Source organism: Paenibacillus thiaminolyticus (genome assembly GCF_003591545.1).
Classification (GTDB): Bacteria; Bacillota; Bacilli; order Paenibacillales; family Paenibacillaceae; genus Paenibacillus_B; species Paenibacillus_B thiaminolyticus_A.
Genome location: NZ_QYZD01000039.1, coordinates 10,038 through 22,786, shown reverse-complemented (window position 1 = coordinate 22,786; position 12,749 = coordinate 10,038). Strand labels below are relative to the sequence as shown.

16 protein-coding genes are annotated in these 12,749 nt (G+C 51.4%); 14 read left to right on the top strand and 2 right to left on the bottom strand.

The window, feature by feature from the left end; translation table 11 throughout:
- The first annotated feature begins 120 nt into the window (after window positions 1-120).
- From DQX05_RS31140 to DQX05_RS26070, 5 genes are all read left to right on the top strand, one after another.
- Window positions 121-276: a hypothetical protein gene (locus DQX05_RS31140; RefSeq protein ID WP_182914910.1), complete on the top strand. Its 156-nt coding sequence runs from the start codon at window positions 121-123 to the stop codon at window positions 274-276.
- Window positions 276-656: a VOC family protein gene (locus tag DQX05_RS26085; protein WP_119796237.1), complete on the top strand. Its 381-nt coding sequence runs from the start codon at window positions 276-278 to the stop codon at window positions 654-656. Before DQX05_RS31140 ends, DQX05_RS26085 begins: the two co-directional genes overlap by 1 nt.
- 27 nt (window positions 657-683) lie before the next feature.
- Window positions 684-1,565 carry a GNAT family N-acetyltransferase gene (locus DQX05_RS26080; RefSeq protein ID WP_119796236.1) on the top strand — a complete coding sequence of 294 codons (882 nt, stop codon included), beginning with the start codon at window positions 684-686 and terminating at the stop codon, window positions 1,563-1,565.
- Window positions 1,566-1,570: 5 nt separating this feature from the next.
- Window positions 1,571-2,059 carry a GNAT family N-acetyltransferase gene (locus DQX05_RS26075; RefSeq protein WP_119796235.1) on the top strand — a complete coding sequence of 163 codons (489 nt, stop codon included), beginning with the start codon at window positions 1,571-1,573 and terminating at the stop codon, window positions 2,057-2,059.
- A gap of 243 nt (window positions 2,060-2,302) precedes the next feature.
- On the top strand, window positions 2,303-3,331 hold the full coding sequence (locus tag DQX05_RS26070) for a Gfo/Idh/MocA family protein (protein ID WP_119796234.1): 1,029 nt from the start codon (window positions 2,303-2,305) through the stop codon (window positions 3,329-3,331).
- Between the two features lie 124 nt (window positions 3,332-3,455).
- On the opposite strand, the gene DQX05_RS26065 is transcribed toward DQX05_RS26070, so the two are convergent.
- The gene (locus DQX05_RS26065) at window positions 3,456-4,037 is read right to left on the bottom strand and encodes a manganese efflux pump (RefSeq protein WP_119796233.1); all 582 of its coding nucleotides are present in this window, start codon (window positions 4,035-4,037) and stop codon (window positions 3,456-3,458) included.
- Window positions 4,038-4,460: 423 nt separating this feature from the next.
- On the opposite strand from DQX05_RS26065, the gene DQX05_RS31135 reads away from it, so the two are divergent.
- The 4 genes from DQX05_RS31135 (at window position 4,461) to DQX05_RS26045 (ending at window position 7,133) form a co-directional block, all read left to right on the top strand.
- Entirely contained in the window at window positions 4,461-4,616 is a 156-nt protein-coding gene (locus DQX05_RS31135) for a hypothetical protein (protein ID WP_182914909.1), read from the top strand.
- 491 nt (window positions 4,617-5,107) lie between these two features.
- Window positions 5,108-5,677: a YdcF family protein gene (locus DQX05_RS26055; RefSeq protein ID WP_119796231.1), complete on the top strand. Its 570-nt coding sequence runs from the start codon at window positions 5,108-5,110 to the stop codon at window positions 5,675-5,677.
- 162 nt (window positions 5,678-5,839) lie between these two features.
- Complete coding sequence (locus DQX05_RS26050; protein ID WP_119796230.1) at window positions 5,840-6,454, top strand: superoxide dismutase; 615 nt, start codon at window positions 5,840-5,842, stop codon at window positions 6,452-6,454.
- A 25-nt stretch (window positions 6,455-6,479) separates the two neighbouring features.
- On the top strand, window positions 6,480-7,133 hold the full coding sequence (locus tag DQX05_RS26045; protein ID WP_119796229.1) for a helix-turn-helix transcriptional regulator: 654 nt from the start codon (window positions 6,480-6,482) through the stop codon (window positions 7,131-7,133).
- A 13-nt stretch (window positions 7,134-7,146) separates the two neighbouring features.
- Here the strand turns inward: DQX05_RS26045 and DQX05_RS31130 are convergent, their stop codons facing one another.
- Window positions 7,147-7,284: a hypothetical protein gene (locus DQX05_RS31130; protein ID WP_182914908.1), complete on the bottom strand. Its 138-nt coding sequence runs from the start codon at window positions 7,282-7,284 to the stop codon at window positions 7,147-7,149.
- Window positions 7,285-7,467: 183 nt separating this feature from the next.
- On the opposite strand from DQX05_RS31130, the gene DQX05_RS26040 reads away from it, so the two are divergent.
- From DQX05_RS26040 to DQX05_RS26020, 5 genes are all read left to right on the top strand, one after another.
- A complete protein-coding gene (locus DQX05_RS26040) occupies window positions 7,468-8,151 on the top strand; it encodes a response regulator transcription factor (RefSeq protein WP_119796228.1) in 684 nt (227 codons plus the stop codon).
- Complete coding sequence (locus DQX05_RS26035; protein WP_119796227.1) at window positions 8,148-9,605, top strand: sensor histidine kinase; 1,458 nt, start codon at window positions 8,148-8,150, stop codon at window positions 9,603-9,605. The genes DQX05_RS26040 and DQX05_RS26035 overlap by 4 nt, the downstream gene beginning before the upstream one ends.
- A 117-nt stretch (window positions 9,606-9,722) precedes the next feature.
- Window positions 9,723-10,436 carry a polyphosphate polymerase domain-containing protein gene (locus tag DQX05_RS26030; RefSeq protein ID WP_119796226.1) on the top strand — a complete coding sequence of 238 codons (714 nt, stop codon included), beginning with the start codon at window positions 9,723-9,725 and terminating at the stop codon, window positions 10,434-10,436.
- Window positions 10,436-11,128: a DUF4956 domain-containing protein gene (locus DQX05_RS26025; protein WP_119796225.1), complete on the top strand. Its 693-nt coding sequence runs from the start codon at window positions 10,436-10,438 to the stop codon at window positions 11,126-11,128. Before DQX05_RS26030 ends, DQX05_RS26025 begins: the two co-directional genes overlap by 1 nt.
- 13 nt (window positions 11,129-11,141) lie before the next feature.
- Window positions 11,142-12,749, top strand: a 1,608-nt coding sequence (locus DQX05_RS26020) for a CotH kinase family protein (protein ID WP_119796258.1), incomplete at its 3' end; no start/stop codon positions are given.

Sequence of the window (12,749 nt, the reverse complement as noted above, 5' to 3'; positions counted from 1 at the left end):
ACAGCACGTATATTGGAGGAAGCATAAACATGGCTGCGCTATGTAGAAACGACGGTTGTAAGAAGTCTGCGCTTTAGGAAATGGCCCTTGCGTTCCGAGATAATAGAAGGGGGAGTTCTCATGACGACTTTGATTGTGATTATTCTGATCGTGGGACTTGCCGGAATCATAGGAAATCAATACGCTGCATTGAGAAGAATGGAGCACATACAGCATTCGATAGTCGATATGAACCGTAAGCTGGAGGAACTGAATCAAGAAAGGAGGAGATTATAATGAGCAGAGGCTTTTCGCATTGCCTGCAAATTTTTCCGACACCGGATATGGCGAAGACAGCGGCCTTTTATGAGCATGCCGGCTTCAGAGCGGTGTATTACCTCGAGTCGTCAGAGCCCCATGTATGTTTGTACAGAGATGCTATCGAGATCGTGTTGACGCAATCGCAACATGATGCTGTCGTCCCCAATCGAATCGTTCACGGCTATGGATATGACGCCTATTTCGTAGACTATGACCAACTGGAGTTGGAACGCGAGCTGGCTGGCAAAGGAATTAAGATCATTCGCCCATTGGCAACGACGGACTACAACAATCATGAATTCGTCTTCGAGGATGCGGATGGCCGCTGGATCGCAGTGGGGAACAAAGCAGGATAAAACACGACACGAAAAGATGGTGATGGTATGACACAGCCCATGGATACGACGAGGTACAAGCTAATCGCTGCCGACGCTGGAATATACTCTAAACAGTTCGCAACCTATCGGAAAAATGCATGGTTCAGACCGAGCTGGGACTCGTTGCAGCAGATGATGAAGGAGGCGACGGATTGCTATTGGATCATTGCCGATGGGGCCAGGATGGCCGGGGTTACGTTGACCGATAAAGCTATCTGCTCCTTGTTCATGTTCCCGCCATACGAATGGTCGTCTTCGATGGTCCCTTTTCTCAAGGAACATATCATCGGCCGCTCTTCAGTCTCCGGATCTATTTATGCTTATAACGTGCTTCCCGAGCACCTCTCCGCCTTCACAGCCGAAGGCTTCCAGCCGCTTCCGGCCAGAAAATGCATGATCCGGCCTACGGAGCAGCAGGACCTCGCGCTAGCAAGCCCGTACCTGTGCATTCCGCCGCATCCCAGCCAGAGCATGATGCTGGCCGAGCTGATGAAGGAGGCCTACCGGCACGGAACAGATGAACGCTCGGATGCTCAATATAAGGAAGATATCGAATATTATTTCAAGCATGTTGCGCAGGAGGCGCTGCAAGCAGCTTCGTCCATACTCATCGACAGGGAGTCGAATGAGATCGTTGGCCTTTGCCTTGTATCTTTGTGGGAAGAGCTCCCGCTCATTTACGAGATTGCCGTCAAGCCTGCCTATCGGGGGCGGGGACTGGGCAAGTATATGTTACGCAGAGCGGTTCACGAGTTGAATGATACTTATTTCGTACTGCGCTTATTTGTCACGTCCGGCAATGCGGCGGAGAAGCTGTACTCAAGTCTTGGTTTTTTATCCGGCGATGAACTGACAGATATGATATGCAGCACGCATTCGAAAGGATGAAGACCATGTTATCGTTCGAGAAAACATCGGCGAAGCTAGTCGATGTCGAAGAAGCAATAATCAACTCCAACCCTTTATTTAATCTGGTATCCAGAAATAAAGAGATCATATCCAGGGAAGAAGTGCTTGCTGATATTCAGCAGGCTCATCGCATCGGCGCTCAGCGGATGCTAGTAAAAGATGATGCGAACTATATTGGCATCCTGGAATATTTACCGATGAATCCAGCCGATCAGTGCACATGGTTGGGGCTCCTGCTGATAAGCGGCGAGCTGCAATCGCAGGGTTACGGCGCACAGGCCGTGCAGCTATTTGAAGAGCATATGGAGAGCCAGGGCATCGGCAAGTATAGAATCGGAGTCATTACGAAAAATACGCGGGCCCATCTTTTCTGGATGCGGCATGGCTTCAAGAGGATCGACTCGAAAACAAACGGCAACAACAAAGAGATACTCATCTATGAGAAAAAATTACATAAACGAACAGAGGGATGAGGATGTCATCCGGGATGCTTTGAATTTCTGCGAGATCTTGATTCATAAGTCATCCAAAGGTATCGCAAGACGAAACATGGATAATGCTGAAGGGAGGAGCGCAAGCTTCAAATTGCAGCAAAATAGTTCAGGTAATACCGATATCATTCATGGGCAGTTCCGCCATGCCGAGATATGATAGAGGTGAATCATCTGGTTGCAAGCGTTCTCGTCGAATGCGATACAAGGATGGAGGGACGATTCATGACAAAAAAACGTGTTGGCATCGTTGGTTGCGGTAATATTTTTCCGATGCATGCCAAGTCTGTAGAGTTAAATGATCTTGCGGAAGTAGTGGCTGTATGCGATCTCAAAGAGGATCGGGCGAAAAAAGCAGCGAAGCAATACAACTGTGACTATTATTTGGACTATAAACAAATGATTGATGAAGCGGGTCTGGACGTTGTTCATGTATGCACGCCGCATCATATGCATGCACCTGTCGTAATTTATGCGGCCGAGAAAGGCAAGCATGTGATCACGGAAAAGCCGATGAGCATTACCGTGGAAGATGCGGAAGCGATGATTGAAGCATGCCGCAGCAACAACGTTACGTTTGGTGTTATCTTCCAAAACCGCTACAATCCCGGCTCGGTGCTGATTAAGGAAGCGCTGGACAGCGGCAAGCTGGGCCGTGTCCTGGGAGCCCGCTGCTCGGTCACATGGAAGCGAACGGACGAGTATTACAGCTTAAGCGATTGGAAGGGCACCTGGGATAAGGAAGGCGGCGGGGTCATCATTGACCAGGCTATTCACACGCTCGACTTGATGAGATGGTTCATTGGCGACGATATTGCGGCCATTTCCGCTCATATAGAGAACCGTACGCACGAAAAGATTGACGTGGAAGACGTGGCTGACGGAGTGATCCAGTTTACAAGCGGGGTCATGGCCTCCTTCTACGCCATGAACTATCACAGCTACGATGCTCCTGTCGAGATTGAACTGCATTGTGAGAAGGGGAAAGCGTATATCCGGGCTGAGAAAGGCAGCATTTTCTATGACGACGGCACGGAAATCAGCCGCGATTCGGATCGCACCAGCCTGATCGATTATGGCGAAGGGGTCAAATCGTATTGGGGCATTAGCCATATTCATCAAATCGGGAATTTCTATGATGCGGTCGTCAACGGCGCTCTGCTGCATATTACCGGGGAAGAGGCATTGAAGACGCAGAAAATGGTTGCCGGTATTTACCAGTCTGGGAAAACGGGGCAAAAAGTTCAATTTTAAGGCAGATCCAAGTAAGAGCCAAAGGCATTGGTTACGCAAAGCCTTTGGCTTTTTTATTGAAATTGAAGCAGGAAAGCGGGCATCCGCCCGCAGGAACACGCTGTCTATGTCTATCGGGAGATTGCTAGTCTAGAAACGCGCCAAAGGCCACAAGCAATAACAGTATCCCGCTAATCAAGGTCCCGAACTGCCCGACAGTAAATTTGCCGATGCGGACATGCGTCAGCCTGAGGCCGAAGGCCACCCCGGCCCATACCGTAACGAAGCTGCCGACCGCCGCCAATATCGAGATTAATAGCGGGGAAAATCCGAGCAGACCAGCTCCGATACCATTGGTCAACGCATTGGCTGACAAGGCGATGCCGAGCACCGTGGATTCAACGAAGCCAATGCTTTTGGGACTGGCTGCTTCCGAGGGGGTGTTTGGATTTTGGTTCTTACGCGGAACGGCCATTAATATAATGCGCAGTCCGATCACCACGAGCAGGAAGGCGCCGAGTACGAGCGGAAGGATGCCGGGCAGCACGGTGGCAATGAACATCCCGAAATAGATTCCGCACATGCTAAAAAGAAAACAGATTACTGCAATAAAGAGATTCGAAAGAAAATTGATGCGAATATTCCGCACGCCATAGGACAAGCCGACTCCCAAATTATCGATGCTCGACGAAAAGGTTAACGCCGCGATCATAAGCCATGATGTCATTTTGTCAGCTCCTTTTTCATGTAGTCATCATCAAAGCAAAGCTTGCTTTACGTTCTCATCTCACCACGCCTTTCCTGTATCGGTCGAAAATAGCTTTTACTTTATGTTCCACAACACCCCCCAGCCGTTTCCATCCAGTTATGAGCATTATAATTCACATTGCTGCAAAATGTGCTTGCCTGCTCAAAATTTTGTTGAAGAAAATGAAACAGATGCATCCTGTCCCTCACGGTGAATAGGGGCAGGCTCACGCATTGGTACATCTTCTGTTGATATTTCCTCAACGGATTGATGGCTGGATAGCACCTTTTCTCAACAGTTGAATAAGGTAAAGAACAAAGCAAATCCGAAGTGAAAGCGGCGGGAAGAGGAATCGTTGACAGGGGATTCCGGTTGGTGCCGTGCAGGAAGGAGATGGAGTAGATGATGACTGTATTGAAGTGGCTCGGCTATGGTGTAATGGGGATCGGGTTGATTCCGTTTCTGTTCATTCAAAGTGTCGTGGAAGAAATGGAGCAGAAGTATAGGGAGGCAGGGAGTCTGCATCCTTGGGATCTCCAGCACGATGAGCGGCATTGAGCCCTTAGGGCATTAAGCGGGAATATCGTTTCTTTCAAATCTTGCCCCGACAGAGTCAATTTTCGGTCGGGGCTTTGCATTGATCGTGGCACTTGCTGCGCTCGGGTCATCCGTTTACTCCATCGGACTTGTTCTTGCCGCCAATATTTTCTATGATGGAATCAAGCGATGTTGCGGACAATAAAAATACTTCAAGGAGGATACGCATCCGTATCCCGATGAATCGAGTGATGAATAAGATGAATAAGATTAGTATTGCTAGGGCGCAGAGGATAGGCTATGGAGCATGTGAGCTTTCTATCATTCTATGGGTGCTGCTCGCTGATGCTTATCGCCTTCGTCTGGAGTTTCCCGTACAGCATGTAAATGATGCTGAATCCGGGTGTTTTTTCGTTGTTCGGCGCTACTAATCTAATGTATTTGCTCTGTCTCTTTGCCTTCCGTTCCTATGGCGTTCAATATTGAAATGATCTTACAGGAGGTGACGCAGGTTGACCTATCCGTTTGATTGTCTCACCGAGCTTGTATTCGTTCCGGAAGAAGAGCCCCGGCCTGCAGATATCATACTGGTTCCGGGGGGCAGCCATACGCAGCCGATGGCGATCGCCGCGCAATTGTATCACGAGGGGTATGCTCCTTACTTGCTGCCGTCCGGAGGTTATAATCCGAAGCTGGATCGGACCGAGTGGGAGCATCTGCAGCAGATTGGCCTCTCGCTAGGGGTTCCCGAGCATGCCATCCTACGGGAAGAGAAGGCAAAAAATACGTTCGACAATGCGCGAAATTCCTGGAGCGTGATTCAGGAGCGCAAGCTGGAGGTGAACCGGGCCATCCTCGTGTGCAAAGCGTATTTCTCGAGAAGAGCGCTCATGACGTATCAGGCTGTCTTTCCCCCGACGGTCCAGTTCTGTGTCCAGCAAGACGGCACGCGCGTGAACAGAACCGACTGGTTCAAGGAGGAAGCCGGTATCAAGCTGGTCCTGACGGAGGCGCGGAAAATTGCGACATACTTCGAAGCGCATATCCCGAGATGGGTGAAGCGGCAGGAATCATCACGATAATCTGCCGCTGCCCGCGTGCCCGGAATGACAATGAAGTCACTTCCAGGAAGGCTCTTGCCTCAAAAGTTGCACAGGGTAAAAATATTTAGATGTATACAAAATATTTCCCTTGCTATATAATCAGAGGTGAATTCTGTTAATTAGGGAAAGGAGACGAAGCGGATGGAACCATTCACTCTGCCGGAACTGTCCTATGGATACGATGAACTGGAGCCTTACCTTGATGCCAGAACCATGGAAATTCACCATAAGAAGCATCATGCAGCCTATGTCGCGAACTTGAACCAGGCGCTGAGCAGTTCCCCTCAATTCAAGAACGCCGCGGTCGAACAATTAATCAGCCATCTTGACGATATCCCGGAAGTCATACGAACCGCTGTCCGCAATCACGGAGGAGGGCATTATGGCCATAGCCTTTACTGGTCCATCATGAGCCCTACGGGCGGAGGAGATCCTAGGGGGGATATAGCCAAGGGAATTGAGAAGCACTTCGGCTGTTTTGAGCAATTGAAGGAAGATTTGACCAAAGCTGCGCTCAGCCGCTTCGGTTCGGGATGGGGCTGGCTCGTCGTCAATGGAGACAAGCTGGAAGTGATGAGCACGCCGAATCAGGATACGCCGCTAGCAGACAACAAGACCCCGACTCTGGTCGTCGATGTATGGGAGCATGCCTATTATTTGCAGTATCAGAACAGACGGCCGGACTTCGTATCTTCCTGGTGGAACGTCGTCAACTGGGAGGAAGTGAACCGCCGGTATAACGAAGCTGTTCGCTAATGCCGCCTGCAGAAGGGAGAAAGCGATGCGACAACATCAAGCTCCTGAACGGGAACAGAAGACGAGACGGAAAATATTGCTGCTGTTGAAGAAGCATGGCTCGATCCGGGTCCAGGACATATCCCAGCGCCTCGGGTTAACGGAGATGGCCATTCGGAAGCATCTCTATGCGCTGCAGGAAGAGCGGTTCATTGAGGCTGCCGTGCAGCGCCAGCCTATCGGCAGGCCGATTCACGTATACCGGCTTACGCTCTCCGCCGAGGCATTGTTCCCGAATCAATACGATGCGCTGGCCGCTGATTTGCTTGACGAGATGAATGAGATGTTCGGGGAATCCGTCATCCGCGAGTTGTTCGAGCGAAGGCAGGAGAAGTTGGAGCAGAAGCACCGCGCTGCGATGTCCGGAGGCAGCTTGGAGCAACGGGTTGCCGGGCTGGCCGCCATCCAGAACCGGGAAGGATATATGGTCACGGTCGACAAGCTGGATGACGGTTCGTTCCTGTTCGAGGAAGCGAATTGCCCCATTGCCCGCATAGCGTGCCGGTACCGCCAGGCATGCCAGTGCGAACTGAGCTTGTTCCAGGAAGTGCTGGATGCCCAGGTGGAGCGATTGGAGTGCATGGCGGACGGGGATGTCAAATGCTGTTACCGGATTGCGGAAAAGCCAACAGATTCATAAGATTATGCTTGCCTCAGATACAGGCCCGGCTTGATGCCGGGTCTGTTTTTTTGCGCATTGCGTGATTTTTTACCATAGCAAGACCGGAAGAAGCACCGGTCTTGCTTTTTTTGTCATGGGCTGGATCATCATGTCGGCTGAATGCTGTCATGGCTGTGAATCTCCTGTCAATTTCTGCGGTTGCCGGGGAAATAATAAGAAGGAATGAGTCCAATTCCCGCCAATAATTCATCTGAATTTCACATTGCGATCGTATAATGGAAGCGATCCGGCGGCGCGCATCGGACCATGCAGGTTGCAGCCGCCACTAGCATGCAGAAAGAAGGTACACGCCATGTCATATCACATTCTTGTCGTTGAGGATGACGGATATATTCAGGAATTGATCAAGGAATTTCTCACAGCCCATTCCTATCAGGTCGATGTTGCGGACAACGGCTTGGAGGCTTGGCAGATGATGGAGTGGACCGTCTACGATCTCGTGATTCTGGACGTGATGCTTCCGAACATCGACGGCTTCTCGCTCTGCCGCATGCTCCGCAGCTCCCAATCTACGGTTCCGATTATTATGCTGACCGCATTAAGTGAAGAGAAGGATCAACTGAAGGCGTTCGAGCTGGAGGCGGACGATTATATTTCCAAGCCCTTCTCCTTCAACGTGCTGGTCAAGCGTGTCGAGGCAGTGCTAAGAAGATCGAAGAACGGGAATCCGGCGCTTCCGGTCAACGAAATGACGTTCGAACGGCTGCGCATCGATTTGAACAGCTATAAAGTGCATGTCGATGAGGAATGGATCGATATGACGATGAAGGAATTCGAAATCTTGCAGGCGCTCCTGGAGAACATCGGCCGCGTGATGACGAGGGAGATGCTGCTGGAGCGAATATGGGGCTATGATTATTACGGCGACAGCCGAATCGTGGATGCGCATATTAAGAACATTCGCAAAAAAATCGGGCTGCCCTATATTAAGACGGTGAAAGGGCTGGGCTATATGATGGAGAGGGAGAACGGATGAGGAAGCGGGCAATCGCCTTCAAAATTTTCGGCATCACGTCGGCATTGCTAATCATATCCGCGCTCATACTTTATTTGACCCTCTTTTTCCTCCTGCCCAATTATTACTATAAGTATAAGGAAGCGAACGTGAGCAGCAAGGTCCAGTCCCTGATCGAGAGCTTGTATGCCGTGAATGCGGAAGAGGCGGCCGATCTGCTGCTTCAATTCGAATTCGCCAACAACGTGCGCGTCGTACTGCACGATCCGGCGGGACAGGTGGCATACCCGATGGATCCGGCGTACATTGATGAATTGATGCGCGGGCCTAAGCCGCCCGGGGCAGACCCCTTCCGTCCGGACGGTCCGTACCAGCCCGGGGGGCACGGCGGCAAGGATGGCGGCGGGACGAACTTTATTTCGCTTGAGGAGACGGTGCAGTTCGCCGATCAGACATGGGACTATAAGCTGTCCGTCTACTCTCCCGTTCAGCCGATCGATGAAGCATCCCAGGTCATTCTGATGTTCCTGCCCTATATGTCCGTTGTCATCCTCGGCATTGCGATGATTGGCGCGGCGATCTATTCGAAGCTGCTCTCGAAGCCGCTGATCCATCTGAACCAGGTGGCTTCCAAAATGGCGCAGCTTGATTTCACCTTGCCGTCCACCATTCGTTCTAATGACGAGCTGGGCGAGCTGTCCTCCAATCTGAACATTCTCGCCGGCAATCTGCAGACGAGCATGAGCGAGCTGAAGCAAGCCAATGAGAAGCTGCGAGATGATATTCAGAAGGAGCGGGAGGAGGAGCAGAAGCGACGCGAATTCGTCGCCACGATCTCTCATGAATTGAAGACGCCTATCACCGCCGTATCCGGCCAGCTGGAGGGGATGCTGCATCAGATCGGCTCGTACAGGGATCGGGATAAATATTTGCAGCAGTCGTATGAGATTATGAAGGAGATGGAGAAGCTTGTTCACGAGATTTTGAACATTTCCGAGTTGGAAAGCTTTGATTTCAAGCCGCGGATCGGCAAGGTTCATTTGTCGGCCCTGATTCAGCGCAGCCTGGACCAGTTCCTCTATTTCCGTGACATCAAGCAACTGGAATTCGATATCGACATCGAGCCGGATCTGTATATTCAAGCGGATGAGAAGCTTATCTCTCGGGCGGTAGCCAATCTGTTAAGCAATGCGGTCAAATATTCCGCGGATGGAGAGACGGTTGGCGTCTCACTGCGGCGGAGCGGCAGGGATGGCCTGCTGCTGAGTATATTGAATACCGGGGCGCATATTGAGCCCTCCAAGCTTGAGCGCATCTTCGAGCCTTTTTACCGGGTAGAAAAATCAAGAAACCGCAAAACCGGAGGCAGCGGCCTCGGCTTGTATATTGTCCAGAAAATACTTGATATGCATGGACTGCGCTATCAAATTCGCAATGTACCGGAAGGCGTGCGGTTCGACATCCATTTTATGTGAAAGACTCGGATATCCGGGTCTTTTTTATCTTTCTCGTAAAATTCATGTTCCCTTCACAAGAAATTCAAACGGCCTCTCTATACTTGCCCTATACAGACAAACAAGGAGGTGAAGGAAGTGGGAACTGCATTGAAATACCGCCAAGAGCAGAAGTTCTACGCCAACGCGCATCAATACATGGTCATCCGGCAGCGGCTGAAGAACCTGATGAAGACGGATCCGCATGCCGGGCCGTCGGGTGAATATCATATTCGGAGCCTGTACTTCGACGATATCAACAATAAAGCCCTTCATGACAAGCTGGGCGGCATACAAAATCGGGAGAAGTGGCGGATCCGTATCTATAACCTGCAAGGCAATCGGATTCAATTGGAAAAGAAAATCAAAAGAGACGATTATATTGCGAAGGTGAAGGAAGAGCTGTCGCCTGACCTGCTCCAATCGATCATGGAGGGCGATATCGAGGCGCTCAACCAGCCGGAGAGACCGCTCCTTTATGAGATGCACCGGGAGATGAAGCATCAGCTTCTCCGGCCGAAGGTCATCGTCGATTATGTGAGAGAAGCATACATCGCCTGGACGGGCAATGTCCGAATCACGTTCGATAAGCAGCTGAAGACAGGACTGAATGCCACGGATCTGTTAAGCCGGGATGTGGCTGTCATCCCGGCGCTTGATGAGAACTTCGTCATTATGGAAGTGAAGTATGACGAATATCTCCCGGAGTATGTGCAAGCCGCCTTGCAGCTGGAAGGCTTGAAGCGGCAGTCCGCATCCAAATATGTGATCTGCAGGAAGTTCATCAAGACGAGTATATGGGAGGATCAATAATGGATTCAACGACGAAAATAACGTTTTCCGATATGATAAAAAACAGTGTTCTCAAAAATTTTCAATCCGATATCAGCGTGGTGCAAATGTTGATTACGCTGGCCATAGCTTTTGCGATCGGCCTATTTATTTACATGCTGTATAAGCGGACATTCAGCGGGGTGCTTTACTCCAAAAGCTTCAATATTTCGCTGATTGGCCTATCGTTGATTACGTCGCTCATTATTATGGCGATTAACTCGAACCTGATCTTGTCGCTCGGGATGGTTGGCGCGTTGAGCATCGTGCGGTTCCGGACGCCGATCAAGGATCCGACCGATCTGATCTTCCTGTTCTGGTCTCTTTCGGTCGGGATTGTGACCGGGGCCGGATTCTATACGTTGGCCATTGTGGGCTCGATTGTCATCGGTCTTGTGCTGTTCCTGTTCTCGAAGAAGACATCGCTCGAGACGCCTTATCTGCTCGTCGTCAACTGCGAAGGCGAACAGGCGGAAACCGAACTGTACGGCTGCATGTCCAAGTCTGTGAAGAGACATAACGTGAAGCAGAAGACCGTGACGTCCGGCAATATTGAGCTGACCTTGGAACTGAGACTGGCCGATAGCGAGCCGCGGTTCGTGAACCGCGTCACGGAAATTAATGGCGTTAAAAATGCGGTGCTGATCAGCTATAACGGAGACTATGTATCATGACCGCGGGAGGTGGATGAACGTGATTCGAAGATCATTCGTTCCCCTGGGGATAGCGCTGCTCGTTTGGATGATGCTGCTCGCCGGATGCAGCACGGCATCGGATTCGAACGTGGTGAAGCTTCCGGAGGAGCTGTTCCCGAAGGACAAGGTGATCGAGGTGAACATTACTATCGATGCCGATGATTACAGCGCTATGTTAGAGCAACCGATGGGTAAGGAGGTGAAGGCGGCCTCCGTTCAATACAATGGCTATGAAGTGGACAATATCGGCATTCGAACGAAGGGGAATTCCAGCCTGACAAGCGTCGCTTCGTCGGATACGGACCGGTATAGTCTCAAGCTGCTGCTTAATGAATATATCGACAGCCAGAACCTGCTCGGCGTGACCAGCATCAACCTGAACAACGGCTATAGCGATCCATCGTTCATCAGAGAATTCTTGACGTATGAATTGTTGGAGGAGATGGGGCTTCCTACGCCGGAATTCGCTTTCGCCAACGTATCGATCAACGGCGAACCAGCGGGATTATTTCTAGCCGTTGAGCAAATTAACGAATCGTTCCTGAGCCGGAACTTCGAGACGTCATATGGCGTCTTGTACAAGCCGGACGGGCAGGGCAGCGACCTGAGCTGGCGCGGAGACGATATCTCCTCCTACAGCGGGCTCAATCGCAAATCAAAATCATCCGATGACGAGCTTACGATCAAGATGCTGGATGAGCTGAACAACGGGACGGATTACGAGAAATATCTTAATGTCGACGGCATTCTGCGCTATATGGCCGTCAATGCGGCGACCGTCAACATGGACAGCTACCAGGGGAACTTCAACCATAATTATTACCTGTATGAAGAGAACGGCGTGTTCTCGCTCATTCCTTGGGATATGAATATGGCCTTCGGGGGATTCGGCGGGAGCCAGGATAGCCTGATCGGCATGCTGATGGATGAGCCGACAATGGGCGCGGTCTCGAACTATCCGCTGGTCGACAAGCTCCTGCAGAACGACACGTACAAGGAACGGTATCATCAATACATTCAGCAGATTGTCGAAGGATACTTGTCGCCGGAGCGGCTTAAGGCGAGGGCGCAAGAGATCGCGGATATGATCGATACGTATGTCGAGCAGGATCCGACGAAGTTCTATACGTATGAAGAGTTCAAGCAATCGCTCACGAGCGACGTGAAAAATATTCCCGGCCTCCTTACCTTTGCCGAGGCTCGGGTCAGCAATCTGAAGCAGCAACTGGACGGCACGCTCCCTTCCTATGATCAAGGCGAAGGCATCCAGGGAGGAATGCCGGGCCGGGGCGGCATGGGGGCTCCTCCCGGCAATGGCGCAATGCCTGAAGCGGGTCAGCCGCCGAACGCCGTAGAAGGGCAGGACGCGCAGAACGGAGCGCCGGAGAATACCGGTGGTGCCGGACAGGCGAACCCGGGCGGCGGAGCCATGCCTGAAGCGGGTCAGCCGCCGAACGCCGTAGAAGGGCAGGACGCGCAGAATGGAGCGTCGGGGAATCCCGACGGAGGCGGGCAGGCGAACCCGGGCGGCGGGGCAATGCCGGGAGCGGGTCAGCCGCCGAACGCCGTAGAAGGGCAGGACGCGCAGAATGGAGCGTCG

Bases quoted from the DNA above. Each gene is read 5' to 3' on its own strand.
- DQX05_RS31140 (WP_182914910.1), top strand. From the start codon at position 121: ATGACGACTTTGATTGTGATTATTCTGATCGTGGGACTTGCCGGAATC.
- DQX05_RS26085 (WP_119796237.1), top strand. From the start codon at position 276: ATGAGCAGAGGCTTTTCGCATTGCCTGCAAATTTTTCCGACACCGGAT.
- DQX05_RS26080 (WP_119796236.1), top strand. From the start codon at position 684: ATGACACAGCCCATGGATACGACGAGGTACAAGCTAATCGCTGCCGAC.
- DQX05_RS26075 (WP_119796235.1), top strand. From the start codon at position 1,571: ATGTTATCGTTCGAGAAAACATCGGCGAAGCTAGTCGATGTCGAAGAA.
- DQX05_RS26070 (WP_119796234.1), top strand. From the start codon at position 2,303: ATGACAAAAAAACGTGTTGGCATCGTTGGTTGCGGTAATATTTTTCCG.
- DQX05_RS26065 (WP_119796233.1), bottom strand. From the start codon at position 4,037: ATGACATCATGGCTTATGATCGCGGCGTTAACCTTTTCGTCGAGCATC.
- DQX05_RS31135 (WP_182914909.1), top strand. From the start codon at position 4,461: ATGATGACTGTATTGAAGTGGCTCGGCTATGGTGTAATGGGGATCGGG.
- DQX05_RS26050 (WP_119796230.1), top strand. From the start codon at position 5,840: ATGGAACCATTCACTCTGCCGGAACTGTCCTATGGATACGATGAACTG.
- DQX05_RS26045 (WP_119796229.1), top strand. From the start codon at position 6,480: ATGCGACAACATCAAGCTCCTGAACGGGAACAGAAGACGAGACGGAAA.
- DQX05_RS31130 (WP_182914908.1), bottom strand. From the start codon at position 7,284: ATGACAGCATTCAGCCGACATGATGATCCAGCCCATGACAAAAAAAGC.
- DQX05_RS26040 (WP_119796228.1), top strand. From the start codon at position 7,468: ATGTCATATCACATTCTTGTCGTTGAGGATGACGGATATATTCAGGAA.
- DQX05_RS26035 (WP_119796227.1), top strand. From the start codon at position 8,148: ATGAGGAAGCGGGCAATCGCCTTCAAAATTTTCGGCATCACGTCGGCA.
- DQX05_RS26025 (WP_119796225.1), top strand. From the start codon at position 10,436: ATGGATTCAACGACGAAAATAACGTTTTCCGATATGATAAAAAACAGT.